Here is a 24,906-nt window from a genome sequence, read left to right on the forward strand (position 1 = left end):
CCGCGTCACCGCCCGCTTTTTCACGCGGGCTATTCGCCGTCGAGATAGGCGCGCCCGCGGCCGGACAGGCGATAGCCGACATCGAGGCTTTCGGTGAGGCCGAGCTCCTTCAATTTGCGGATGCGCGCCTTGAGCTTCAGTTTCTCCATGCCGATGGCGGCGCTCAGCTCCGCTGCGGTCGTCCCGTCACGGACGGCGATCAGCTGCAGTACCGGACGCGTCCAGCCCATGCCGGCGCTGTCGTCGAAGCGCGCGAGCTTGCGGTCGATTTCTGCCCGTCCTTCACCGTCGAGGTCAGCCGCTTCCCGCAGGGCGATGCGTGGATCGTCGCCGGCCCGGTGGAAGGCGATGCGATAGCAGCGCCCTTCGGTGCGCGCGGTAAGCTCCTTCGCGAGGGCGGCGCGATCGGCAAAGCCGGCTTTGCGGGCATCGCTGTCGGTAATCGCGCCTTCGTCGATCTCGTCGACGGCATCGATAGCGAGAACACCGACTGCGGTGCGTAAGCTACCGCCGTCCTTGACAGTCGGCTTGGTCCAACGCCGGAAGGCCAAGGTTACGTCGCCGCTGGCGATGCCAGCGAGCACGTTTTGGCGAAACAGCATTTCAGGCGGTGGCGCGGCGATAGAGGGCGAGCGAGCCGGCGAGCGCCAGCAACGCGCCGCCGCAGAGGCGGTCGAGCCAGACGGCGCCGGAACGCTTGAGGAAAGCTGCAGCCTTCGCGCCGAGCAGCGCATAGCCGAACATCACGGTGAAATCGACGGCTGCGAAGACGAGCGCAAGCATGGCGTATTGCGACGCCTGTGGTGCCGCCGGATCGATGAACTGCGGCAGGAAGGCGGTGAAGAACAGATAACCCTTGGGATTGGTGACAGCGACCAGGAAGCTTTTGAGGAAAATCGCGGCAGAGGAAACGGGAGCCGCGCCGCCGGCTTCGTTTGCCACCTGAATCGTCCCTTTCGACCGCAACAGCATGATGCCGAGAAAGGCCAGATAGCCCGCGCCCAGCCATTTGACGACGGTAAACCAGAATTCGGAGGCCGCCAGCAGCGCACCGAGGCCAAGCGCGACCGCGCCGATCAGCACGAAATCGGAGAGCACGGCGCCAATCATGCCCGCGGTTGCGCGCCGCACCCCGTAGCGCGATCCGTTGGTGAGTGCGAGGAGGACCGTCGGGCCCGGTGTCGCGATGCCGATGAAGGCAACCAGCGCGAATGCGAGTATCGTCATTTCGGTCATGAGTTCCTCCCTCGTCGTCTCCTTCAGTCGTCCCACAGCTTTTGCGCGTGCGCAATCGTCTTTCGCGGGGTCGCAGCCGCATTTCCGGGCCTGGTTTGACAGTCGAGGCGGCATCCCCTATGGAAGCGGCAGGGTGAAGGTCCCTGCCGTCCGCGAGCGTCATGCTTTGGTGAAGTCCTTCTTTTGAGACACGGTCAGCCGAAACGGCATGCGAACCGGTGGCAATGCGGGCTCCCATCTTCAAGGAATGCATGCCGCTGCAGGAGACCTTCTCATGACGCGCGGATCAATCCCGCTTCCCTCGCTCGACGCCCTGAAAGACCAGGCCAAGCGTCTGCGCATCCGCCTCGCATCCGAAGGCGAAACCATCGGCCATTCCCGCTCGCTCGAACTGATCGCCGCCCAGTACGGCTATCGCGACTGGAACACGCTGCATGCCGCCGCCGGCAACCGGCCGCCCTTCAATCCCTGGATGCTCGGGTCCCGCGTGAAGGGGCGCTATCTCGGCCAGGCCTTCGAAGGCGAGATCCTGGGCGTCCAGGCGATCGCGGCGCAGCCGGGACGCTATCGTCTGACGATGAAATTCGACCAGCCGGTCGACGTCGTCACCTTCGAGAGCTTCTCGGCCTTCCGCCAGCGGGTTACCGCGACGGTGGACGAGAGTGGCCGTACGGTCGAAAAAACCTCCAACGGGATCCCGCAACTCGAACTTGAATGGTGAGGCGCGACCACCGCCTGCCGAGAGCCATGCGGACATGTCCGTTTCCGGTCCGGCGCCGAAGTTCAACCCAACGTCCCCGAGGCCAGCGCCTTCCGGGGACGTTTTGGTTTCCGGGATGATGACGGGCGCGCCGTGCTGCGCGCGCGGTCCTGCCGGCCCCTTCGGACATCACGCTTCCCAAGTCAGTTGCGAATGGGATGCATTTGCATTATTTATGTTATTGCAAATGATTTGCAGAAGCATGTGGTACGTTGCTGGCGCCCAGTCAGGCGCGGTGCGGTGCGTGTTACCCAATGAGGGAGAGGGGCGAATATGGACAAGCCGACAAGACCGGACCTGCTGCGAAGGCGCAGTCTGCTGATGGGCGGGCTGGCGGCAGCGGGCGGAACGGCGATCTGCACCAGCGCCGCCTTGGGTCAACAACAGGCGAGCCATGTCGGTCATGCCGCGCCATCGGGAGCGGCGGGACAGGAGCCGATGCCGGCCATGGGGCATGGCGCGATGATGACGGTCGGCGAGGTCGATAGCGCCGTCAACGGCTTCGACCCGACGGAGATGCTCACAGATTGGGACACGGGTACGGTTTCGACGCTGCCGGACGGACGGACGCTGCGCACCTTCGAGATGACGGCGGAGGACCGCGAGATCGAAATCGCGCCCGGCATCAAATTTCCCGCCTGGACCTATAACGGCCGCGTGCCGGGGCCGGCGCTGCGGGCCAAAGAAGGCGAGCGGCTGCGGATCGTCTTTCGCAACTATGCTTCGCATCCGCACTCGATCCATTTCCACGGTATTCACGCGGCGCGCATGGACGGCGTTCCTGGGGCCGGCATGGTCGATCCGGGTGACGAATTTATCTATGAGTTCGATGCCAAGCCCTTCGGCTGCCATCTCTACCACTGCCATGCGATGCCGTTGCGCCGGCACATCCACAAGGGCATGTACGGCGCCTTCGTGATCGATCCCGACCCGGAGCGCCGGCCGGAGCATGTGGAGGTCGCCCGCTCCAGGTTGCTCGGCACACCAGAGAATGCCGGCTGGCAGGAACTGGTGATGGTGATGAACGCCTTCGACACCAATTTCGATGCCGAGAACGAATTCTATGCGGTCAACACTATCGCGCACGCCTTCATGAAACGGCCAATCCGGATCGTGAAGGGCAGGCCGGTGCGCATCTATCTCATTAACGTCATCGAGTTCGACCCGATCAACTCCTTCCACCTGCACGCCAATTTCTTCGACTATTACGACCAGGGCACGACGTTGACGCCGACCTTGAAAACCGTCGATCTCATCACCCAGTGTCAGGCGCAGCGCGGCATCCTCGAATTCACCTTCGCTGAGCACGAACCCGGCCTCTACATGTTCCACCCGCACCAGACCGAGTTCACTGAGCTTGGTTGGGTCGGCATGTTCGACGTGGTGGAGGCGCTCGCATGAACGAGATGCCAAGAGCTGCCATTCGCGCGGCAAAGACCAACCTGGTGTGGCTGGCGTTGCCTCTTATCGTCTTTGGCATCGCCGTTGCCTGGCTCGTATCGACCGATCCGTTGTCGGGCTTCCGCAACGGTGCGCCGCCGGTCGAAAACCTCACCTTCGAAAGAACCGTTCTCGACGATAGTGGTCTCAGTCTGCTTGTTCGCGCCGGCGGATCGGAACCGATGACGGTGGCGCAGGTCCAGGTGGACGACGCCTATTGGCAATTCGCCCAGGACCCGCCGGGGCCGATCGCACGCGGTGGGGCCGCATGGCTGAAACTGCCATTTCCCTGGATGCTCGGTGAGGCGCATGCCGTGAAGGTGGTGACCAACACCGGCGCCACCTTTGCGCATGACATTGCGGTTGCCGTGCCGACGCCCCAGGCGACGACGGGCCAATTGCGGCTGCAAGCCCTGGTCGGCATCATAGTCGGCATCGTGCCCGTGGCCGTCGGGCTGATGTTCTATCCGGTGCTGCGTGGTGTTGGGCGCGAGGGCATGGCCTTTCTGCTGTCGCTGACGATCGGCCTGCTCGGCTTCCTGCTGGTCGATGCGAGTGGCGAGGCGCTCGAGCTTGCCGGCGAAGCCGCGGCGATCTTCCAGGGGCCAGTCATGGTGGTGCTGGCGGCTTTAAGCAGTTTCCTCCTGCTGATGGCAATCGGCCGGCGAAGCGGTGCGCCGACCGGGCTGGCGCTCTCCACCTACATCGCGCTCGGCATCGGCCTGCACAATCTTGGCGAGGGGCTGGCGATCGGGGCCGCCTTTGCGGCCGGCTCGGCCGGGCTCGGCACCTTCCTCGTGCTCGGCTTTGCGCTCCACAATGTCACAGAAGGCATCGGCATCGCCGCGCCGATCCTGAAGAAGAGGCCGCCGTTCTCGGTCTTCGTCGGTTTGACGCTGCTGGCGGGCAGCCCGGCCGTCATCGGCATGTGGCTCGGGAGCCTTGCCGCCTCGGCGCAATGGTCCGCCTTGGCGCTGGCGATCGGGGCGGGCGCGATCCTGCAGGTGATCGTCGAAGTCGGCGCCTATCTGATGCGTCAGAGCGAGCGCAGGAGCGACGTGTTCCTGACGCCGCCGGTTCTGGCCGGCCTCGCAGCCGGTGCGGCATTCATGTATGCCACCGCCGCGCTGGTGAAGATCTGACGGGCAACAGGATGGGATCAGACGATCGTCTGGTCCATCTCCGCTGCCGGAATTTCATCGACGCGATGGATGCGCACGACGGTTGCCGGCACGCCCGCGACGGTGGTGCGCGGCGGAACGGTCTTGAGGACGACACTGCCGGCGGCGACCTTGCTATAGGCGCCGACCTCGATATTGCCGAGGATCTTGGCGCCGGCGCCGAGCATCACGCCGCGGCCGATCTTCGGGTGGCGGTCTCCGGTTTCCTTGCCGGTACCGCCGAGCGTGACGTTCTGCAGGATCGAGACCTGATCTTCGATGACCGAGGTTTCTCCGATGACGATGCCGGAGCCATGGTCGAGCATGACAGCCTTGCCGATGCAGGCGGCCGGATGAATGTCAGGTCCGAAGACGAGCGAGGCGAGGTTCGAAAGCCAGCTCGCGACTTCACGGCGGCCGTCGACCCAGAGCTGGTGAGCAGCGCGGTAGGTCTGCAGTGCCTGAAAGCCCTTGAGGTTCACCAGCACATGCTTGAGGCCCGGGCAGGCCGGGTCACGCTCTTTCACCGCCTGAAGATCGGCTTCGGTCGCCAGCAGGATCTGAGGGTTTGCCTTGAAGACGTCGGCGAGCAGCTGCGCAAGCGAGCTTTCGTCGACGCGCGCGACGGCCAAGCCGGCTGCGAGCACGCCGGCCAGCAATTCGGCATCCGATCCGGCATCGATGATCGGCATCAGGGCGGGCGCCATGACCGGTTCACGTGCGGCAAGCGCGCGCGCTTCCGCCCGGATCAGGCTCCAGACCGCGCCATCGGCGAGCGGTGCCGCAAGCGAGCCTTCGTACTGTAGCGTCTCAATCAATGCGGTCATGCGCCACCGTTTATCCCGCGATATCGACGACGCCGCAGTCGCCCTCGGCCGAGCCGAAGGCCAGCTGCCGGCCATCCTTGTTCCACGCCATGGCGGTGATTGCGCCCTTGCCGGGACGGCGCAGCAGCACTTCCTTGCTGTCGGCAAAGCGTGCGCCGAGGATCATGCCGTCCTGATAGCCGATGGCGACGATATCTTCAGCCGGATGGCAGCAGACGGAGGTCACCATGATGTCGGCGCGGGTGCCGAGTTCGAGCGGCGCCTTGCCCATCGGGCCGTCCTTGCCCTGGAAGGGCCATACGATGGCAGCTGGCGCGCCCGAGGATGCGAGCCACTTGCCCTTGGCCGACCAGGAAAAGGACTTCACCTTGGCCGGATAGCCGGTCATGCGCATGTGGCGCGCTTCGGCGCCGGGCTTGGCGTCGAGCTTCCAGCCGTGCAGCGCGTTTTCCTGCATCGTGGTGACGAGGAAGCGGCCGTCGGGCGAGAAGGTGACGCCGGTGTGGGCTCCCTTCCATTCGAGGTCGATCGGCTGGCCCGATGTGCCGACCCAATGCAACGACACGCCGTTGTAGCGCGCTGCGGCGACGCGAAGGCCTTTCGGCGCGAAGGCGAGGCCTTCGACCGTGCGTTGCTCGGCGAATTCCCTCGTCGTGCCGTCGGCAAGCTTCACGTGCGTGGTCTTGCCATAGGCATAGCCAACGGCACCTTGCGGGCCGGCGGCAACCTGGGCGATCCACTTGCGCGGCGCTTCGGCGACCAGCGCCGTGGTACCGTCGGCGGCCGTGCGCATGACCTTGCCATCTTCGCCGCCGGTCAGCAGCGTATCGGTGGCTTCGTCGACCACGAGCGATAGCAGGCCTTCGTGGACCTCCGTCGTCTTGTGGCCGAGGTCGAGGCGGTGGATGGCGCCGGTGGCTTCGGCGAAGAAGGGGACGCCTTTGAGAAAGGCCACGCCGACGACGTGACCTTCGAGATCGAGGGGAGCGACAGTCGGCATCAGTTCGGCTGAGCCTCGCAGGCCTTGAAGGTGCGCTCGAGCTTTTCGCGGTCGAGGTCACGGCCGATGAAGACGAGGCGGCTTTCGCGCTTTTCGCCTTCCTTCCACGCACGCTGGTGATCGCCCTCGATGATCATGTGCACGCCCTGAACGACGTAACGCTCGGCGTCGCCAGCAAAGGCGATGATGCCCTTCAGGCGCAGGATGTTCGGGCCGTCCGTCTGGGTGATCTTCTGGATCCAGGGGAAGAAGCGATCCGGGTTCATCTCGCCGCCGCGCAGCGAGATCGACTGCACCGTCACGTCGTGGATCGGCGAGGGGGCATCGTGGTGGTGATGATGGTCGTGATCGTGGTCATGATCATGATGGTGATCATGGTGGTGATCATGGTGGTGATGGTGATGATCGTGGCCGCAATCCGGACCGCAGGTGTGATCGTGTTCGTGATCGTCCTGGTCGAGGAAGTGCGGATCGTTTTCCAGCGCCTTTTCGAGATTGAAGGCGCCCTGGTCGAGGACCTTGGCGAGATCGATCTCGGAGCGCTGGGTGCGATAGATGCGGGCCGACGGATTGATGACGCGCACGGTCGCCTCGATGCGCTCCAGTTCCTCGGGCGTGACGAGGTCGGTCTTGTTGAGCAGAACGACATCGGCGAAGGCGATCTGGTCTTCGGCCTCGCGGCTGTCCTTCAGCCGGAGCGGCAGGTGCTTGGCGTCGACCAGCGCGACGACGGCGTCAAGCTCGGTCTTGGCGCGCACGTCGTCGTCCATGAAGAAGGTCTGGGCGACCGGGACCGGGTCGGCAAGGCCCGTGGTCTCGACGATGATCGCATCGAAGCGGCCGGGGCGGCGCATCAGGCCTTCCACCACGCGGATCAGGTCGCCGCGCACGGTGCAGCAGACGCAGCCGTTGTTCATCTCGTAGATTTCCTCGTCGGATTCCACGATCAGGTCGTTGTCGATGCCGATCTCGCCGAACTCGTTGACGATGACCGCGTATTTGCGGCCATGGTTCTCGCTGAGGATGCGGTTCAAAAGCGTCGTCTTGCCGGCGCCGAGATAGCCGGTGAGCACGGTGACGGGGATCGGCTTCTGCGGGGATGTTTCGGTCATGGGAACCTCTGGGATTTCCGGATGCGGGAGCAGGCATCCTAGTCGCGTCTCATATAGGAGATGCGGCGGCGATGCGCAAATGGCGCAGGCGATTTTGCCGGTCGGGCGGCGTTGATCGCTGCGATCCCGATAACCCTCCTTTCATCAAGATCGGCGAGAGTGCGCGGCACATCGAAGGGGTGCGCACGTGAAGACGATTTCCATCAACGGCCGGTTCCTGACGCAGCCGCTTACGGGCGTGCAGCGCTTCGCCCGCGAGATGACCCGGGCGCTCGATCAGCGCATCGCTTCGGGTGCGGTGCCGCATGCGCTGAAGGGCGTGCGCTGGCGGCTCCTTGCTCCCGGCAAGGCTGTCGACGATCTCGGCCTCAAGGCGATTTCGGTGGAGCGCTTCGGCTCCGGCCCGGGCCATCTGTGGGAGCAGGGGCCACTCTTCTGGCGGTCACGCCGCGACACGCTCATCGGCTTCGGCGGCAGCGGTCCGGTGCTGCATGGCGACCAGGCGGTAGTGATCCACGATGTCACGCTCTTTCGCCATCCCGCCTCGTTCGGGCGCGGATACCGGCTGTTCCACGGAACGCTCGGCTATCTTCTCACGCGGAGGGCCAAGATCGGCACGGTCTCGAACTTCTCGCGCAAGGAACTAGCCGACGTCTTCCGCGTGCCTTCGGCCGGTATCGATGTGATCTACAATGCGACCGATCACTTCGCCGGCCTTCAGCCGGACGACGGTGTCATCGCGCGGCTCGGGCTGACCGATACGCCCTTCTTCCTTCTGGTCGGCACGCTGAAGCCCAACAAGAATGTCGAGTTTGCCGTGCGCGCCTTCGAGGCCTTGGGTGCCGGTGACCACAACCTGGTCGTGGTGGGCGGCACCGATCCCAACGTGTTTCGCGCGATCGCGCCGACGTCGAAGGGCAATCTGATCTTTCCCGGACGTCTGACCGACGCGGAGATCGCCGGGCTGCAGCGCCACGCCGTCGCCTTCGTCTTTCCGAGCCTTTACGAAGGTTTCGGCATCCCGCCGCTGGAGGCGATGACGCAAGGCTGCCCCGTGCTTGCCGCCGACATTCCACCGGTGCGCGAGGCCTGCGGCGATGCGGTGCGCTACTTCGATCCGTTGAAGACGGAAACGCTGGTCGCGGCAATGCGGATGATTTCGGCCGACGCGACTTTGCGCCGTGAGTTGACGCATGCCGGTTACGACAATGCCAAGCGCTTTTCCTGGGATGGAAGCGCGGTTCTGCTGCTCAACATGCTGGCTGCCAGCCGGGCTTGATGGCCGCGGAGGGCGTTAGAGGTCGAGCACGCGCATCGGGTCCAACCGTCCGCGCAGCATATCCAAGACGGCGATGACGTTGCCCTTCAGCCGACCGCGGCGGTCGACCAGGCCTTGCGACCTGACGCTGCCGAGGATGTTGGCAGCGACGTTGCCCCCCATCAGACGCAGCGCCCATTTGAGGCCGACCGTGCCCTTGTTGCGCAGATAGAGCGGATTGGCGACCTGCGAGTAGCCGAAACGCAAACCCGAGGTGCGGCCGCGCTTGTTGCCGAGATGGACGCCGCGCAATCTCGGCGACTTGACGATGCGCCCGCGTGACGCAAGTCGCCGGCAGAAATCGACGTCCTCCTGCCAGCCGTAGAGCGGCAGGCGCTCGTCGAAGCGGGTGTGCTCGACGGCGATCGCCGCAACACGGAAGGCCATGTTGCAGCCGTAGGCATTGAAGGCGGGTGTGATTTGATCCTCGGGCGCGGGACCGGCGTCGCCATCGAGGATCGCCTTCGCATCGGCCACCGAAATGCCGGGTCCGTGAATGCCGTCTGCCAGAACCAGGCCGGTTGCAACGACGATATCCGCCTCGCGCGCAAACAATCGCTCGGACTCTGCGAGAAAGTCGTGGTGTGGCAGGAAGTCGTCGTCGAAGAAGACGATCAGGTCGGCGGTCGTCGCGTGGTCGAGGATCGCATTGCGCTGCGCGCTCGAGCCTTTGCTGCCCTTAACGACGCGGACGTCGACTGCGAGGGCACTGAGGCGGTTTTCGTCGATGTCCTCGGGCGCGCTCGGGCAGACCAGGATGGAGTCCGGCAAGCGGGTCTGCCGCGTCAGATGCAGCAGGGTCTCCGAAAGGACTTCGCGGCGGCCTGCGGTCGCTATGCCGACGACGATGTTCATGGCGGACTCTCCGAACGTTTCGGCGGCGATCTAACCGGAAATTCGTGCAGTTTTTCTTAGCGCAATTGCTTCCAGCCCTATGGGGCGGCAAGCTTCGGAGCCCGCATCATCAGCCGCAATTGGTTGAGTGCGAGCAGGCACAGGACGCCGCCCCCGAGGATGCCGGCGCCGATCGCGAGATAGCTGGTTTCGCCGGCGAGCGCGAAGGCGAAGCCGGCCGTGGCGAGCCCTGCGGCGGCAAGAAGCACCGGCGACCAGGGGAGGTCGAAGGGAAGCACCGCCATCAGGCGCAGACCGAAGGCGGTCGCAAGGACCGCGCCGATCGCACCACCGGTCGCAAGCGCCGTATCGCTCGGGCCTGCGACAACCAGCGCCGCGAGCGCCCCGAGGTTCAGCAGCAGGCAGTCGATGACGGCGAGCAGAAGGATCAGCGCAAGACGCTGCTTCAGGTGCAGCGGCGTCGGCAACATGATCTGCGTCAGCGTGCGGGCAAGCGAAATGAGGATGATCGCGGGCGCCGTGGCGAGGAACCCCTGCTGCAGGTCCGGGCTGATGACGACCCACGTGACCGGCAGGAGCACTGCAAAGATGCCGGCCGCCATCATCAGCGCGAAGCTGGCAAGCAGGGCATAGTATTGCCCGAGCGTCCGGGCGAGGTCCGCGCGGTTGTCGGTCCGGTCGTGGGCGGCGACGATTTCGGGGTACTGGATCGCCTGAAGCGCCGAAACGATGAGCACGAAGGGCCGCTGCAAAAGGTCGAGCGCCAACAGCGCGCCGGCGGCACCCGTCGCTCCGAGAACGGATGTCAGCAGCGTCTTGAGGGCGAGCGGCGCGAACATGGCGGCCGTTGCAGCGCCGGCCGAAACGCTGCCATAGACGAGGTGCTTGCGGAAGCGCGCAGTCTCCAGTGCAACGGTCGGTCGCGCTGCCGGGCTGCGGGAAAGAACCGAGGCGAGCAGGCCGTAGGCAGCGTAGCCGGCCAGAAGCCCCGTGACCGTTGAGAGTAAGGTGGGCGAGGCCAATGCCCCGGCGAGCGTGCCGACTGCCAGAATTGTGGCGCGTGATCCCTGCAACACGGAAAAGGCGCGAAAGTCCTGACGAAACCGCAGCATCGTCAGATGCAGGTCGCTGCCCCCTTGCGCGATCGACACCAGACCGCCGACAAGGGCGACGACCGGCGGCACGCCGAAGAACACGGCTATCGAGGCTGCGGCCAGGCAGAGTGCTGCGCAGACCGTCGCTTCAACGAGGATCGTGCGCCGCTCAGCCGCCTCGCTGTCAGCGTCCGGCCCCGGATAGAAGCGGGTGCAGGCGAAGCGCACCCATTCGAAAGCGGCGATCGCTGCGAATTGGCAGATCGAGACGAACAGCGAATAGCTGGCGTAGTCCGCAGGCGCCAGCCAATGGGCGACGATGATCAGCAGGCCGAAGGCGATGACGGCCTGATAAAAATAGGCGCCGAGCGCTATGATCTTCGCCATGGGTTCTCTGCTCTTCCAACGGACGTCCTTGATAGCGCAAAACCGCAAAGAAAGTGTTTGCCGGGCGTCGGTTCACGCGTCAGGCGAGTTCAGACGGGTCGAAATTCCTGACGTCTTCGAGCAGTTCGACAAGGCCTTTGACGGCATGGGCAAGCAGCGCCTCGCCGCGCGCAGCCGTTGCGGCTGACGCGTTGCCGGCAACGCCATCGGCGTTGAGGTCGCGCATCTTCCAGCCGAAGGCATGCGGGCCGTAGGCACGCAGATGCTTGAAGCGACCGGCAAAGTCGCGCTGACGCGAGGGGAAATCGGACGTTTTTGTCGTGTCCACCTTGTCGGGATGCAGCGCCAGCATCACCGAAGTCTCGATATCGCCGCCGTGAATGTCGAAGGCCTTGTCTTCTGGCGCGATCCAGCCGTCCGGCTGGCCGAAGCGGGTCCAGCTGGTTGCGACCGCCAGCATGTTCAAGCGCACGCGCGCTTCGGTCGCGACGATCGTCATCAACGGCGAATTGCCGCCGTGGGCGTTCAGCATCACGAGCTTGCGAATACCAAGGCCATGGAGATCCCCGGCGATGCCGAGCCAGCGCTCGACCGCCTCGCCGTAGCCAAGCGTGCGGCTGCCAGCGACATCCATGTGCTCGATCGAGTAGCCGACCGGCTCGGCCGGCAGGAAGGTTACAGGCAGATCGGCGGGAAGCGCGGCGATGGTGCGGGAGACGATCCCCTCGGCAATCAGCGTGTCGGTTTCGAAGGGCAGGTGAGGTCCGTGCTGCTCATGCGCGCCGAGCGGCAGCACCGCGATCCAGTCGCGGCGGGCGTCAGGCGGAAGATCGGCCGGATTGTCCTGCCATCGCGGCTCGGGCATCGACATTTCTCTTCGATCCTCCACGTCAATTGTCGTAAAATTGTTATTTGAGTCATACAGTTCGTAATCGCAAGCTGTATTGTTATAAGTGTTCGAGACGGGATTCGGCAGGAGGTCCAATGGGCAAGAAGAACAAGGCCGAAAAGAAGGGCAAGAACGGCAAGAAGAAGGACGAGCTCCTGATCGAGCCTCACGATCTTGCCGCCGTCCTTGTCCAGGCTGCGCGGTCGATGCGCACCGTGCTCTCCCGCAATCTGCTCGAAAGCGGCCTCTATGCCGGACAGGATGGCGTCATGCTGGCGCTGGCCGAGACCGACGGTCTGACGGCCGGCGGGCTCGCGGTCAAGCTCGGCGTCAAGGCGCCGACCATGACCCGCACGATCGGCCGCATGGAAGCGCAGGGCTTTCTCGAGCGGCGTCCGGACGACGATGATGCCCGGCTCACCAAGGTCTATCTCACCGAGCCCGGCCGCAACCGGCTGCAGACGATCGCCGAGGCCGGACAGCATTCTGAAAAGCTCGCGACCCGTGGTCTGACCGACAAGCAGGTTCGCACGCTGATGAAGCTGCTGCGCGCCGTTGACAGCAATCTCCAGGCTGCGCGCGCGGCCGATTGAACCTGATTTGCCGCATATTGCCGCGGCGATTTAAACAGTTTAAATAGGGATTTAAATTTATGGCACGCGCGCCGTCTCACAGGCGCGCGAAGGATGCCGAACGTTTGACGCACCGCTCCTGGCTGGGGTTCGTGCGGATGGGGCGAAACAGGGCTTACAGGGGGCATCGTGGCGCAAAAGGTCAAGCTTTCGACGATCGCGGAAACACTCGGTCTTTCGACGGCGACGGTATCCCTGGCCCTGCGTGACAGCCCGCTGGTGGCGACCGTCACCCGCGACAAGATCAAGGAACAGGCGCGCGCGCTCGGCTATATCTACAACCGCCGCGCCGCCAGTCTCAGGACATCGCGATCGGGCATCATCGGCGTCGTCGTGCACGACATCATGAACCCGTTCTACGGGGAAATCCTGAAGGCGATCGAGGCCGAACTCGACCGCGACAAGCAGACCTTCATTCTTTCCAATCACTACGATTCCGTCGACAAGCAGCGCGATTTCATCGAGACGCTGCTGCAGCTCGGCGGTGACGGCGTCATCATGTCGCCGGCGATCGGCACGCCGCTGGAGGACATCCAGCTCGCCGAGGACAACGGCATGCCGGCGATCCTGATCGCCCGCTCGATCGAGGGCGTGGACGTGCCGATCTTCCGCGGCGACGACGCCTACGGCATCTCGCTTGCCGCCAACCACCTGATCGGCCTTGGCCACCGCTGCATCGCCATGGTCGGCGGCACGGACGAGACCTCCACCGGACGCGACCGCTACCAGGGCTACGTCAACGCGCTGCGCAAGGCCAACATCGAGGTCGATCCGGAACTGCGCATTCCCGGGCCCCGCACGAAGCAGGGCGGCTTCGAGGCCGCAGTGCACCTGCTTTCGCTGCCGCAGAAGCCGACCGCGGTCGTTTGTTGGAACGACCTCGTGGCGATCGGCATGATGAACGGCATCGCGCGCGCCGGCCTCGTGCCGGGCGTCGACATCTCCGTGACCGGCTACGACGACCTGGAAGAGGCGTCGATCGCGACGCCGGCGCTCACCACCGTCTGGAATGGGCAGGCCGATGTCGGCCGCAGTGCTGCCCGCGCACTACTCGACAAGCTCTCCGGCAGCCATGAGCCGGATGGAATTCACCTGATCAAGCCGGAGATGCGCATCCGGCAGTCGACCGGCCCCTTGCGGGTCATCGCCTGAGGTCCATCACCCGCAAGGAAAATTGCCATGTCTGCCCGCATTCGCGTTCTCGTGCCCGGAAAAATCAATCCGCGGGTGATCGATCGTCTGGCGGAACGGTTCGACGTGGTGCGGATCGAAGGTGCCGATGCGACGCTGGTGACGCCGCAGATGCAGGACGTCAAGGCGATCGCCGTTTCCGGGCGCGTGCCGGCTGCACTGATGGACGCCCTGCCGCAGCTTGAGATCATCGCCAATTTCGGCGTCGGCTACGACGGGGTGGAGGTCGGGCATGCCGCGGCCAAGGGAATTGCCGTCAGCAACACGCCCGACGTCCTGACGGAAGAAGTGGCCGATACCGCGGTCGGGCTGCTGCTCAACACGCTCCGTCAATTGCCGCAGGCGGAGCAATGGCTGCGCCAAGGTCGCTGGAGCCGCGAGGGCGCGTTCCCGCTATCTCCGCTGTCGCTGCGGGGTCGAAGCGTCGGTCTTTACGGTCTTGGACGCATCGGTCTTGCGATTGCCAAGCGGCTCGAAGCCTTCGGCGTATCGATCGCCTACCATACGCGCAGCCCGCGCGAAGGCCTTGCCTATGCCTACCATTCGACGCTGACGGGGCTCGCAGCTGCGGTCGACACGCTTGTTGTCATCGTACCCGGCACCGAGGCGACGCGGCGGACGGTCAATGCCGAGGTGCTTGCCGCGCTTGGCGGCAATGGGGTGCTGATCAATGTCGGACGCGGCTCGACGGTCGACGAACAGGCCTTGATCGCGGCGCTTCAGGCGGGCGTGATCGCCGGTGCCGGTCTCGATGTCTTCGAGAACGAGCCGCAGGTGCCGGAGGCGCTTGTGGCGCTGCCGAATGTTTCGCTCCTGCCGCACGTGGCCTCTGCCTCGGTGGTGACGCGCAACGCCATGGCCGACCTCGTCGCCGACAACGTCGTGGCGTGGTTCTCGACCGGCAAAGCGCTGACGCCCGTGCCGGAAACACCGTTCACGCGACGCGCGGACTAAGGCCCGACGTCGACGCGCCAGGCGCAAGGTCAAACAGATAGCTCAGGCGGCCAGACGAGCGGCGGCGTAGGTTCTGACCGCATCGCCGAACGCCTTGAACAGGCTCGCGGACGGCGTGTCCGTGCGCACCCAATATTCCGGATGCCATTGCACGCCGACGGCAAAGGCCTTGGAGCCGATCACCGAGACGGCCTCGATCGTGCCGTCGTCGGCAACCGCTTCGACCGCAAGACGGGGCGCGGCAGCGCCGATCGCCTGGCGATGGAGCGAGTTGACGCGGATGCGGCCGGCGCCGAGCACCGGCGCGAGGCAGCTTCCTTCCTTGACGATCACGTCCTGGCGGATGCCGTAGGCGACGTCGAGTTCCTTCACGTCGGGCTTGCGGTGATCCCAGATGCCCGGCAGGTCCTGAATTTCGGATGCGAGCGTGCCGCCGAGCGCGACGTTGAGTTCCTGAATGCCGCGACAGATGGCGAGAAGCGGCACGCCGCGCTCCAGCGCGCGGGTGATGAGCGGCAGGCTGGTCGCGTCGCGGCCGGGATCGAAGGGGCCGTCGCTCTCCTTGGCCTCGGCTCCATAGAGCGAGGGATGGACGTTCGAGCGGGCGCCACTTGCCAGCACGCCGTCGACCCGGTCGAGGATCTCGTCGATGTCGTTGCCGGTCTCGAGTGCCGGGATGAGGAAGGGCATGACGCCGGCGCCTTCGACGGCGGCGCGGACATATTGATGGGCAACGACATGCCAGACATTGCCGTCGAATTCGCGGAAATCGCACGGGATGGCAACGACAGGTTTCGACATCATCAGGCTCCGTTGGATGCTTGAGAAAAGCCTTGCCTTCAGTTGCAGATGAAAGTCAACTGAGAAGGTGGTGAGCGCGATCGTCGCGCCGATCCCGGGCAGCGAGACAGGAGGAGCGATCCGAAACGGCAGGAAATCGCAGGTATTTCTTCAAGAACGAGTAACCATCACAGGCGCAAGTTTGGGATCATCTACGGGCGTCGCAGAATTGTCGAAGTTGCGATCAAGCCGTTTCATTGTGTGAATGCCTATGTTTGGTTGTAGAAACCGAGTATTGTCCCGTGCGGTTCGCACTACTGAGTTGAACTCTTGGGCGATGCCGGCGAAGACCCGTGGTTTTGCTGGGATTCGGTACATTTTTCGGGGCGTTAGACGAAATCTTTCGTTAAGTGATCACCCCTAACAATCCGGTAAACCGGAGCTTGGTTCATGATGCGACTTGGACAGAGCGCTCTTCCGACTGACGTGTATCTGTCATCCGTGAGCTCGCTCTACGAACATCGCAAAACGCTGGTGATCGGCATGCTGTCGCATGTCGTGACGTTCCTGCTCGTCTATCTGAAAACCAGTGATCCGCTCTATCTCGCCTGCTCCGGTGTGATCTTCGTCCTCTGGGCGCTGCGCAATCTCGACATGGCGCGGTTCGACCGGCAGGATTTCTCCAATGCTGATCGGGCGATGGTCCGCAAGTGGGAGAACCGCTACATCGTCGGCGGCGTCAGCGTCACGCTCACCTGCGGTATTGCCTGTGGCTACGCCATCGCCATCAGCCAGGACTCCTTTTCCGAGCTCGCCACCATTTCGGTGACGCTTGCGTCGATGATTTCGCTCGTCGGTCGCAATTACGGCTCCGAGCGGGCCGTGCTCCTCTTGTCTTCCTCGGCCTGCCTGCCGATCGTCATCGGCCTGATCACGCTGCAGGACGTGTTCATGCTGGCGCTTGCCGTGCTGATCCTGCCCTTCATCCTGTCCACCTGGATGATGGCCAACAATGTGCGCGCCTTCCTCTATGAAAACGTGATGGCAGCGCGCGAGATCGCCACGATCGCCGGCCAGTTCGACACGGCGCTCAACAACATGACGCATGGGCTGTTCATGCTTGATGCCGATGGCCGGGTGGTCGTCGCCAACGAGCGGGCCTGCGAACTGCTGGCCCTCGGCGACCGCACCGAACTCAAGGGCTGGCTGCTCGATGATGTGATCCGGCGCGGCGCCCGGCGCATGCGGCTCGATCCGGACAAGACCAAGGCCATTTCGCGCCAGCTCGACCTTCTGCTCAAGGGCAAGCGGCCGCAGGTGCTGATCCCCGTCAGCGAAGAGCTGCATCTGGAATTTTCGGCGAGCCGCCGCGATAACGGCGACACGGTGCTGATTTTTGAAGACGTGACCGCGCGCGTCCAGGCGGAAAAGCAGATCCTGCATATGGTGCGGTTCGACAAGCTGACGCAGCTGCCGAGCCGCGACTATTTCGGGGAGCTGGTGCAGGCGACGGTGAGCGCGGACGACACGGCCGAACGGTTGGTCGGGTTGATGGTTCTCGACGTAACGGAATTCAAGCACGTCAATGACATGCGCGGCCATATCGTCGGCGACAGACTGCTTCATGCGATTGCCGGCCGGCTAAGGGTGCTTGCCGGTGACGATGCGATCGTCGCGCGGCTGATGGGCGACGAGTTCGTCGTGTTCATTCCCGATGGCAGTGACGCTATTGCACTCGAAGAGCGGATGCGCGGACTTCATGCCGATCTGCGCGACACTTACGAAGCCGGCGGCTTCACCTTCAGCATGACGATGAGCGCTGGCATCGTCATCGCTTCGAGCCTCGACCTCAAGCTCGAGGACTTGCAGATCAAGGCGGATCTTGCGCTTTCGGAAACAAAGCTGCGCAACCGCGGCGGCTGCACGGCCTTCGAGGCCGAGATGGATGCGCGCTACGTCGATCGCCAGAAGCTGAAGGCGGACCTGCGCGAGGCGATCAACGCCCGCTGCCTGACGCTCTCCTACCAGCCGATGTTCGCCCCGAACGGCGGGCGCGTGGAGTGCTGCGAGGCGTTGGCGCGGTGGACCCATCCGGAACGCGGGCCGGTGCCGCCGAACGTATTCATCCAGCTTGCCGAAGAGCTCGGGCTGGTCACGGAAATCACCCGCTTTGTTCTCGATCAGGCGTGCCGGGACTGCATGAACTGGCCGGGCGACGTATCGGTGTCGGTCAACCTGTCGGTGCTCGACCTTCGCAGCAGCGAAATCGTGGTCATGGTCACGGACGCACTTCGCGGAACCGGTCTCGATGCCGCGCGGCTGCATCTGGAAGTGACGGAAAGCTGCCTGATGGACGAGCCGCTGAAGGTGCAGGCGATCCTGCGCGAACTGCGCGGACTGGGCATCACCATCGCCATCGACGATTTCGGCACCGGCTACTCGAGCCTCAGCTATCTCGATGCCCTGCCGGTCGACATCATCAAGATCGACCGTTCCTTCGTGCGCAACATCCGCGAGGATTCTCGGCGCTTCAAGCTTCTGCGCGGGACCGCCAACCTTGCCCGCGCGCTCGGCCTGCGCATCGTCGTCGAAGGTGTCGAGACGGCGGACCAGCTACAACTTATCAACGAGCACAATTGTGCCGATCTGATACAGGGCTTCGTCTTTGCCGCGCCCATGCCGGCTTCGGCCATTGCTACGCTTTGCAAGAATGGTGTGCCAAAACGAGGCACAAAAACCACCAGCAAGCGCATCGCCTAACCCCTGAAATCTTCTTGAAACTGTCCTGTTTTGCTGCTGGTTTTCCGGTGGCAAGTCATTGATTAGGTGCGCCAAATTGATCCCGCTTTGGTGCGCTTGATTTCAAATCGAGCAAATAAGTTCACGAATTTTTATGGTTAACGAAAAGTTAACGGTGAACTGTTTCGATTTGCGGTTGCCGCCTCATCACCCGTCAATAGGTTAACGATTTGTTAACCACGAGGTGTTGAGTATGGGTGAGACGGTTCACCAGGCTGAGCCTGGGCGCTTTTCTGAAAAACTGATGCAATTGCTCGATCGCGTCGAATACCGGCGGGTCGAAACCGGCGAGGACATGGAGGACATCGCGCGGCTGCGCTACAAGTCCTACAAGTCCGTCAATCTGATGGAGTTGACCGGCTCGACGCTGATCGACGATCTCGATTTCGACAGTCACGCCTATGTCTTCGGTCTCTATCTCGACGAAGTGCTTGTCAGCACCGTGCGCGTTCATCATGTGACGCCGGATCATCGCGCCAGCACGTCGGGCATGATCTTCGCTCCCGAGATCGACGCGTTCCTTGATGCCGGCATGGTGCTGGTCGATCCCGGCCGGTTGGCGGTCGATCCTGACGTGATCGGCGACGAGATGCGGGCGCTTCCCTATCTGACGCTGCGACCGGTCGCGATGGCGTGCGAGTATTTCGCTGCCGACCGCTGCCTGACGGCCTGCCGTCCGCGCCACGCGGCTTTCTACAAGCGCATCTTTGCGTCGGAGACGGTTGTCGCCAAGCGCGAGAACCTCGGTGTCTACAATGCCGACGGCGCGCTTCTGGTGGCACAGGTGCGGGGGCAGCGGCCGTCGATCCTCGACCGCTACCCGGTCTTCGATTCCGAACCGTTCGAACGCCGCATGATGTTTGCCGACCGCAGCGAGGTGCCGTTTGCGCCGCTAACGATCCTGCCGACCGCGCGCATGGCGCAGACCGGCTACGGCCGCTCCTACCGGACGTCCGTCTTCCGTTAAGCGGCCTCGATTGCGCAGGCGAATTCGGGGCGCCTCAAGGCGCGCCGCACCTTGCTGTGTGGCGTGACATTTCGCCCCATCAGGTATGGCTAAAGAACGGGTTTTCGTTGCGCCAGCCGTGCGCATTGTGTAAGGGCAGCTATAAGGGTTTCGCGGCTTTTCGCGAGGCCATGCTTCGATAGGGGCGGCGATGACCCCAAGGTGGCGCCGCGGCATTCAGGGAGAATTTTGAACGATGGCTGAGCATCATTCTGGACCGGTCGATGTGGGCGCTCCGATGGACTATCCGGAACACGAGAAGACCTACCTCATGTTCCTGAGTGCCTCGAAGTACGGCACGCTTTTCTGCGTCGCCCTGCTGATCGCGATGGCTGCCGGCTTCTTCACGACGATGGGCCTGATCTCCTCGATCGTGCTTTTCATTCTGATCAACGTCGCCGGTTTCTTCTTCCTTCGCTAATCGGCGCGATCAAACCGACCGTTGAGGGAGCGCAGACCGTGCTTCCTCGGCGACCGGGCGTTTGCCCGGAAGAAGCTGCATGTCGCCGGCTGGAGGTGCCGACGCATATGGCTTGAGGCCCGGATGCCCGTCGTAGGGCAGAGGTGGATAGTCCTCACCCGAGTGAGGGAGGAGTGGACAGCAGGCCCGCAGAGCCCGATTGCGGCTCGATGCCGGTGGATCGCCAAAGGTCCCGCATCCAGGCGATGGCTTGCTCCAGACGATTGCGCCGGGCACAGGTGTGCCGCGCACATGAGGGCGTGTCGGCCCGGTAGGCCACCCGCTTTGCAGTCGGAGAGAATGCCCGCATTCCGGCCCTGGCTCGATTGCGGCCAGGAGGGGGGACTTGTGAGCGAGATCGTCTTCGTCGCCAAGGAAACGGATCCGAACGAGGGTCGCGTTGCCGCATCACCGGATATTGTGAAGAAACTGAAAGGTCTCGGCTTCGACGTCGTCGTCGAGGCGGGCGCCGGGTTTCTGTCGCGCATTCCGGATGCCGAGTTCGAAAAGTCCGGCGCCCGGATCGGCACGACGGCAGACGCCAGGGCGGCGGATGTCGTGCTCAAGGTCCGTCGGCCGACGAGTGTCGAGATTGCCGGCTACAGGTCCGGCGCCATCGTCATCGCCATCATGGATCCCTACGGCAACGAGGCGGCGATCGCCGAGATGGCGAATGCCGGATTGACCGCTTTTGCGATGGAGCTGATGCCGCGCATCACGCGCGCGCAGTCGATGGACGTGCTGTCCAGCCAGGCCAACCTCGCCGGCTATCAGGCGGTCATCGACGCGGCCTACGAATATGACCGGGCGCTGCCGATGATGATGACGGCGGCCGGCACGGTTCCTGCCGCCAAGGTCTTCGTCATGGGCGCCGGCGTTGCCGGTCTGCAGGCGATCGCGACGGCCCGCCGTCTCGGGGCCGTGGTTTCGGCAACCGACGTGCGTCCCGCCGCCAAGGAGCAGGTCGCCTCGCTCGGGGCCAAGTTCATCGCCGTCGAGGACGACGAGTTCAAGGCGGCTGAGACCGCCGGCGGCTACGCCAAGGAAATGTCCAAGGACTATCAGGCCAAGCAGGCAGCACTTGTCGCCGAGCATATCGCCAAGCAGGACATCGTTATTACCACGGCGCTTATCCCCGGCCGGCCGGCGCCGCGGCTCGTTACCCGCGAGATGCTGAAGAGCATGAAGCCCGGTTCGATCGCGGTCGATCTTGCGGTCGAGCGCGGCGGCAACGTCGAGGGGGCAGAGGCCGGCAAGGTCGCCGAGGTCGAAGGCGTCAAGGTTATCGGCCATCTCAATGTGCCTGGCCGCATCGCCGCTTCCGCCTCCGGGCTTTATGCCAAGAACCTCGTCACCTTCCTGGAGACGATGGTCTCCAAGGAGACCAAGGCGCTCGCGCTCAACATGGAGGACGAGCTCGTCAAGGCGACGGCGCTCACCCATGGCGGTCAGGTCGTGCATCCGAACTTCGGCGCCAGCAAGGGGGACAAGTGATGGCGAATGAACTTCTCGACAAGGCGCTCGCCGATCTCGACCGGGCTGTGGAAGCGGTCCGCACTGCGGCCGAATACGTGCCGGATGCGGCCGGCGCTGTCGCCCATGGCGCCACCGGCGGGGCGATCGACCCCTTCGTCTTTCGCCTGGCGATCTTCGTGCTGGCGATCTTCGTCGGCTACTACGTCGTCTGGTCGGTGACGCCGGCGCTGCACACGCCGCTGATGGCGGTCACCAACGCGATCTCCTCGGTCATCGTCGTCGGCGCCCTGCTGGCGGTCGGCATTTCCGCCTCGGGGCTGGCGACCGGCTTTGGCTTCATTGCGCTGGTGCTGGCCTCGGTCAACATCTTCGGCGGCTTCCTCGTCACCCAGCGCATGCTGGCCATGTACAAGAAAAAAGACAAGTGAGGCCGGCCCGATGAACGCCAACTTCGCAGCCTTCCTCTATCTCGTCTCCGGCGTCCTGTTCATCATGGCGCTGCGCGGCCTCTCGCATCCGACCACCAGCCGCAAGGGCAATACCTACGGCATGGTCGGCATGGGCATCGCCATCGTCACGACGTTGCTGCTCGCCAAGCCGAGCTTCGGTGGCCTGATGCTGATCGTGCTTGGCCTTGCCATCGGCGGCGGTATTGGTGCGTTCATCGCCCGCCGCATCGCCATGACGTCGATACCGCAACTTGTTGCTGCCTTTCACTCGCTGGTCGGTCTTGCCGCCGTCATGGTCGCGGCTGCCGCCATGTATGCGCCGGAAAGCTTCGGCATCGGTACGGTCGGTGACATCCACGCGCAGGCGCTGGTCGAAATGTCGCTCGGCGTCGCCATCGGTGCGATCACCTTTACCGGCTCGGTCATCGCCTTCCTCAAGCTCGACGGTCGCATGTCCGGCAAGCCGATCATGCTTGCGGGCCGTCATGCCATCAATGCCGGCCTTGCGATCGCGCTCATCGTGCTGGTGGTCATGCTGGTCCTGACGCAGAGCACGACCGTGTTCTGGCTGATCGTCGTCCTGTCGCTGGCGCTCGGCGTGCTGATCATCATCCCGATCGGCGGCGCCGACATGCCGGTGGTGGTCTCGATGCTCAACTCCTATTCGGGTTGGGCGGCGGCCGGCATCGGCTTTACGCTAGGCAACCTGGCGCTGATCATCACCGGGGCGCTCGTCGGTTCGTCCGGTGCGATCCTCTCCTACATCATGTGCAAGGGCATGAACCGCTCGTTCATCTCGGTCATCCTCGGCGGCTTCGGCGGTGAGACAGCAGCGGCCGGCAGTGACGACGGCGTCCAGCGCACGGTCAAGCAGGGCTCGGCCGATGACGCGGCCTTCCTGATGGCGAACGCCTCCAAAGTGATCATCGTGCCCGGCTACGGCATGGCGGTTGCTCAGGCGCAGCATGCGCTGCGCGAAATGGCCGATCAGCTGAAGGCGGCCGGCGTCGAGGTCAAATATGCGATCCATCCGGTCGCGGGCCGCATGCCCGGCCATATGAACGTTCTGCTGGCGGAAGCAAACGTTCCCTATGACGAAGTGTTCGAGCTCGAGGATATCAATTCCGAGTTCGCGCAGGCCGATGTCGCCTATGTCATCGGCGCCAATGACGTTACCAACCCGGCGGCGCGCGACGACAAGTCCTCGCCGATCTACGGCATGCCGATCCTTGACGTCGACAAGGCCAAGACCTGCCTGTTCGTCAAGCGTTCGCTCGGCTCCGGCTATGCCGGCATCGACAACACGCTGTTCTACAAGGACGGCACGATGATGCTGCTCGGCGACGCCAAGAAGGTGACGGAAGACATCGTCAAGGCGCTGCACGCCTGAGGGCTGCTCGCATCGACCGATAAAGAAACGCCCGCCTTTCGGCGGGCGTTTTGCGTTGAAGGAGATGCGCGCGCCGTATGCGGCGATGTGTCGAGCTTTAGTCCAGGTCGACTTAGCCAGCCGGTGCCAGTGTCAGCTCGTCAATGCCGACGGCGAGGTTCAGGCCTTCCTGCACCTGGACATTGACCGGCTGTAGCATAAACGCCTTGTTGGTGCCGCCGCCGATCACCTTGGCGCCACCGCCGACGGCGAGACTCGCATCGGCGCCGACGCCGTAATACTCACCGGCGAGCGCGAATTCGCTGATCGGTGTGCCTGTCTTGGCAAGCACGTCCCAGATCATCGTGCTCTTTCCCGTCTTGCCGATGTCGATGCCGATCTTGCGGATCGTGCCGGCATAGACGGCCTTCGGTGCGCCATTGGTGGGCGTGAAGGTGCACATCAGGTTCTTTGTTGAGGTCAGGATCATGCCAGTGCCGCCTTCCGAACCACAAACGAGGCGGCCAAGGGCGACATAGTTTTGCGCGGCGGCCGGGCCCGTGGCAAGCGCGGCGAGCGCCAGCGCAGTGACGAGGGTTCGTTTGATCATGGCTAGTCTCCGTTCTTGATGCTTCAAGCAAACGGATGGCGGGCGGGAAGGTTCCGCTGTGCAGGGGGCAATGCCTGCAAACGAAAACGCCCGCGATGCGGTCGCGGGCGTTTCGAAATGCGTGATCGGGTTGGCTCAGGATGCCTTGACGCGGGCAAGGCCTGCGCGGGCCGGCTCGTATTTCGGGTCGAGCTGCAGCGCGTGCGAATAGGATTTCGACGCTTTGGCCTTGTCGCCCTTGCGCTCGTAGATCAGCGCCTGGTTGGCCCAGGATTCGGCGACCTTGCCGTTCAGGTTGATCGCGGTGTTGAAGTCGGAGAAGGCGTTGTCGTCGTCGCCTTGTGCGACATAGGAGATGCCGCGGCCGTTATAGGGTTCCGGCGAGCTCGGCGACAGCGAGATCGCGGTCGAGAAGTCTTCGATCGCCTGACCGTGCTGGTTGCGTGCCTGGTAGATCAGGCCGCGATTGTGATAGGCGCGCGGATCGGTGGTATCGAGCTGGATGGCCTTGTTGAAATCGTTGAAGGCGGAATCGAGCTGGCCGGCCTGGCGATAGAGATTGCCGCGGCCGATATAAGCGACGTCGTAGTTGGCGTTGAGCTGCAGGGCCGTGTTGTAGTCGGCAAGCGCTGCCTGGGTATTGCCCATGTTGCGATGAACGAGCGCCCGGTTGGCATAGGCCTGGTAGAAGCGCGGGTTCAGCTTGATCGCCTGGTCGAAATCGGCAATCGCGCGGCGGTATTCGCCGGCGCGGCCGTAAGCCGAGCCGCGGACATTGTAGCCTTCCGGATCGCTCGGGTTGGAGGCGATGACGCTCGAAAGCGAGGCGATGTTTTCCTGCGAGCCCTGTTCGCGCTCGACCTTGTTGGTGACGGAGTCCGGACCGTCGGTCGTGCAGCCGGCGATGAGGAGGGCCGAGCCGAGAAGCAGCATGGCGGCAAGCCTCGGCTTGCGCTGGTGGCGGCGAGACGCCTCATGGACATTAAAACCGGAGACGTCCGCAGTCATGGCAGCAAGTGTCAAAGGTTGATCCCTCAAATCGACAAGGTCTCGAAAGCCATCGGCTTTCCGTTTCTGGAGCCGCTGAACTCCCCGCGGGCTC

24 protein-coding genes are annotated in these 24,906 nt (G+C 63.8%); 13 read left to right on the forward strand and 11 right to left on the reverse strand.

The annotated features are described in order from the left end of the window. Nucleotides 1-29: 29 nt before the first annotated feature. Both IB279_RS28380 and IB279_RS28385 read right to left on the reverse strand, forming a co-directional pair. Nucleotides 30-602, reverse strand: a complete 573-nt coding sequence (locus IB279_RS28380; protein WP_034786960.1) for a hypothetical protein — start codon at nt 600-602, stop codon at nt 30-32. A gap of 1 nt (nt 603) precedes the next feature. After that, entirely contained in the window at nt 604-1,236 is a 633-nt protein-coding gene (locus IB279_RS28385; RefSeq protein ID WP_112771897.1) for a LysE family translocator, read from the reverse strand. A 274-nt stretch (nt 1,237-1,510) separates the two neighbouring features. Here IB279_RS28385 and IB279_RS28390 point away from each other — a divergent pair, with 274 nt between their 5' ends. From IB279_RS28390 to IB279_RS28400, 3 genes are all read left to right on the forward strand, one after another. After that, entirely contained in the window at nt 1,511-1,957 is a 447-nt protein-coding gene (locus tag IB279_RS28390) for a glyoxalase superfamily protein (RefSeq protein ID WP_112771898.1), read from the forward strand. 312 nt (nt 1,958-2,269) lie between these two features. After that, a complete protein-coding gene (locus IB279_RS28395) occupies nt 2,270-3,397 on the forward strand; it encodes a multicopper oxidase domain-containing protein (protein ID WP_112771899.1) in 1,128 nt (375 codons plus the stop codon). Continuing rightward, a complete protein-coding gene (locus IB279_RS28400) occupies nt 3,394-4,578 on the forward strand; it encodes a ZIP family metal transporter (RefSeq protein ID WP_060604669.1) in 1,185 nt (394 codons plus the stop codon). Before IB279_RS28395 ends, IB279_RS28400 begins: the two co-directional genes overlap by 4 nt. 17 nt (nt 4,579-4,595) lie before the next feature. On the opposite strand, the gene cysE is transcribed toward IB279_RS28400, so the two are convergent. From cysE to IB279_RS28415, 3 genes are read right to left on the reverse strand one after another with little or no spacing between them, the layout of a single operon-like run. Continuing rightward, a complete protein-coding gene (cysE, locus tag IB279_RS28405; RefSeq protein WP_192340090.1) occupies nt 4,596-5,423 on the reverse strand; it encodes a serine O-acetyltransferase in 828 nt (275 codons plus the stop codon). Nucleotides 5,424-5,433: 10 nt separating this feature from the next. After that, the gene (locus IB279_RS28410; protein ID WP_112771901.1) at nt 5,434-6,423 is read right to left on the reverse strand and encodes a WD40 repeat domain-containing protein; all 990 of its coding nucleotides are present in this window, start codon (nt 6,421-6,423) and stop codon (nt 5,434-5,436) included. Beyond that, nucleotides 6,423-7,535 (reverse strand): GTP-binding protein, encoded by a 1,113-nt coding sequence (locus IB279_RS28415; protein ID WP_192340092.1) that lies wholly within the window; start codon nt 7,533-7,535, stop codon nt 6,423-6,425. Before IB279_RS28415 ends, IB279_RS28410 begins: the two co-directional genes overlap by 1 nt. Nucleotides 7,536-7,722: 187 nt before the next feature. Here IB279_RS28415 and IB279_RS28420 point away from each other — a divergent pair, with 187 nt between their 5' ends. Next, the gene (locus IB279_RS28420) at nt 7,723-8,814 is read left to right on the forward strand and encodes a glycosyltransferase family 1 protein (RefSeq protein ID WP_112771903.1); all 1,092 of its coding nucleotides are present in this window, start codon (nt 7,723-7,725) and stop codon (nt 8,812-8,814) included. Nucleotides 8,815-8,829: 15 nt separating this feature from the next. On the opposite strand, the gene IB279_RS28425 is transcribed toward IB279_RS28420, so the two are convergent. From IB279_RS28425 to IB279_RS28435, 3 genes are all read right to left on the reverse strand, one after another. Then, nucleotides 8,830-9,708, reverse strand: coding sequence for a glycosyltransferase family 2 protein (locus IB279_RS28425; protein ID WP_060517551.1), 879 nt, complete (start codon nt 9,706-9,708; stop codon nt 8,830-8,832). A 77-nt stretch (nt 9,709-9,785) separates the two neighbouring features. Continuing rightward, nucleotides 9,786-11,189 (reverse strand): hypothetical protein, encoded by a 1,404-nt coding sequence (locus tag IB279_RS28430; RefSeq protein WP_112771904.1) that lies wholly within the window; start codon nt 11,187-11,189, stop codon nt 9,786-9,788. 79 nt (nt 11,190-11,268) lie between these two features. Continuing rightward, on the reverse strand, nt 11,269-12,060 hold the full coding sequence (locus IB279_RS28435; RefSeq protein WP_192340094.1) for a creatininase family protein: 792 nt from the start codon (nt 12,058-12,060) through the stop codon (nt 11,269-11,271). 113 nt (nt 12,061-12,173) lie between these two features. Between IB279_RS28435 and IB279_RS28440 the strand changes: the two genes are divergently transcribed. From IB279_RS28440 to IB279_RS28450, 3 genes are all read left to right on the forward strand, one after another. Continuing rightward, on the forward strand, nt 12,174-12,671 hold the full coding sequence (locus IB279_RS28440; RefSeq protein WP_034786917.1) for a MarR family winged helix-turn-helix transcriptional regulator: 498 nt from the start codon (nt 12,174-12,176) through the stop codon (nt 12,669-12,671). Nucleotides 12,672-12,839: 168 nt separating this feature from the next. Continuing rightward, complete coding sequence (locus tag IB279_RS28445; protein WP_034786913.1) at nt 12,840-13,862, forward strand: LacI family DNA-binding transcriptional regulator; 1,023 nt, start codon at nt 12,840-12,842, stop codon at nt 13,860-13,862. A gap of 27 nt (nt 13,863-13,889) precedes the next feature. After that, nucleotides 13,890-14,855: a 2-hydroxyacid dehydrogenase gene (locus IB279_RS28450; protein ID WP_060530584.1), complete on the forward strand. Its 966-nt coding sequence runs from the start codon at nt 13,890-13,892 to the stop codon at nt 14,853-14,855. A gap of 42 nt (nt 14,856-14,897) precedes the next feature. On the opposite strand, the gene IB279_RS28455 is transcribed toward IB279_RS28450, so the two are convergent. Next, nucleotides 14,898-15,656 (reverse strand): gamma-glutamyl-gamma-aminobutyrate hydrolase family protein, encoded by a 759-nt coding sequence (locus IB279_RS28455; RefSeq protein WP_090298089.1) that lies wholly within the window; start codon nt 15,654-15,656, stop codon nt 14,898-14,900. A gap of 429 nt (nt 15,657-16,085) precedes the next feature. Between IB279_RS28455 and IB279_RS28460 the strand changes: the two genes are divergently transcribed. From IB279_RS28460 to IB279_RS28485, 6 genes are all read left to right on the forward strand, one after another. Further along, the gene (locus tag IB279_RS28460) at nt 16,086-18,395 is read left to right on the forward strand and encodes a bifunctional diguanylate cyclase/phosphodiesterase (protein ID WP_090297941.1); all 2,310 of its coding nucleotides are present in this window, start codon (nt 16,086-16,088) and stop codon (nt 18,393-18,395) included. Nucleotides 18,396-18,627: 232 nt separating this feature from the next. Further along, nucleotides 18,628-19,401: a hypothetical protein gene (locus tag IB279_RS28465; RefSeq protein WP_112771906.1), complete on the forward strand. Its 774-nt coding sequence runs from the start codon at nt 18,628-18,630 to the stop codon at nt 19,399-19,401. 235 nt (nt 19,402-19,636) lie between these two features. Then, complete coding sequence (locus tag IB279_RS28470; protein ID WP_034786900.1) at nt 19,637-19,861, forward strand: aa3-type cytochrome c oxidase subunit IV; 225 nt, start codon at nt 19,637-19,639, stop codon at nt 19,859-19,861. A 387-nt stretch (nt 19,862-20,248) separates the two neighbouring features. Then, complete coding sequence (locus IB279_RS28475; protein ID WP_192340096.1) at nt 20,249-21,394, forward strand: Re/Si-specific NAD(P)(+) transhydrogenase subunit alpha; 1,146 nt, start codon at nt 20,249-20,251, stop codon at nt 21,392-21,394. Next, nucleotides 21,394-21,804 (forward strand): NAD(P) transhydrogenase subunit alpha, encoded by a 411-nt coding sequence (locus tag IB279_RS28480; protein ID WP_034786897.1) that lies wholly within the window; start codon nt 21,394-21,396, stop codon nt 21,802-21,804. The genes IB279_RS28475 and IB279_RS28480 overlap by 1 nt, the downstream gene beginning before the upstream one ends. Before the next feature lie 10 nt (nt 21,805-21,814). Beyond that, complete coding sequence (locus tag IB279_RS28485) at nt 21,815-23,215, forward strand: NAD(P)(+) transhydrogenase (Re/Si-specific) subunit beta (RefSeq protein ID WP_192340097.1); 1,401 nt, start codon at nt 21,815-21,817, stop codon at nt 23,213-23,215. 112 nt (nt 23,216-23,327) lie between these two features. Here the strand turns inward: IB279_RS28485 and IB279_RS28490 are convergent, their stop codons facing one another. Together IB279_RS28490 and IB279_RS28495 are read right to left on the reverse strand one after the other, a co-directional pair. Continuing rightward, nucleotides 23,328-23,804, reverse strand: a complete 477-nt coding sequence (locus tag IB279_RS28490) for a DUF992 domain-containing protein (RefSeq protein ID WP_034786890.1) — start codon at nt 23,802-23,804, stop codon at nt 23,328-23,330. Nucleotides 23,805-23,939: 135 nt separating this feature from the next. Then, on the reverse strand, nt 23,940-24,827 hold the full coding sequence (locus IB279_RS28495; RefSeq protein ID WP_034786887.1) for a tetratricopeptide repeat protein: 888 nt from the start codon (nt 24,825-24,827) through the stop codon (nt 23,940-23,942). Nucleotides 24,828-24,906 lie beyond the last annotated feature (79 nt).

It is taken from the genome of Ensifer sp. ENS06 (assembly GCF_014852205.1).
Classification (GTDB): Bacteria; Pseudomonadota; Alphaproteobacteria; order Rhizobiales; family Rhizobiaceae; genus Ensifer; species Ensifer adhaerens.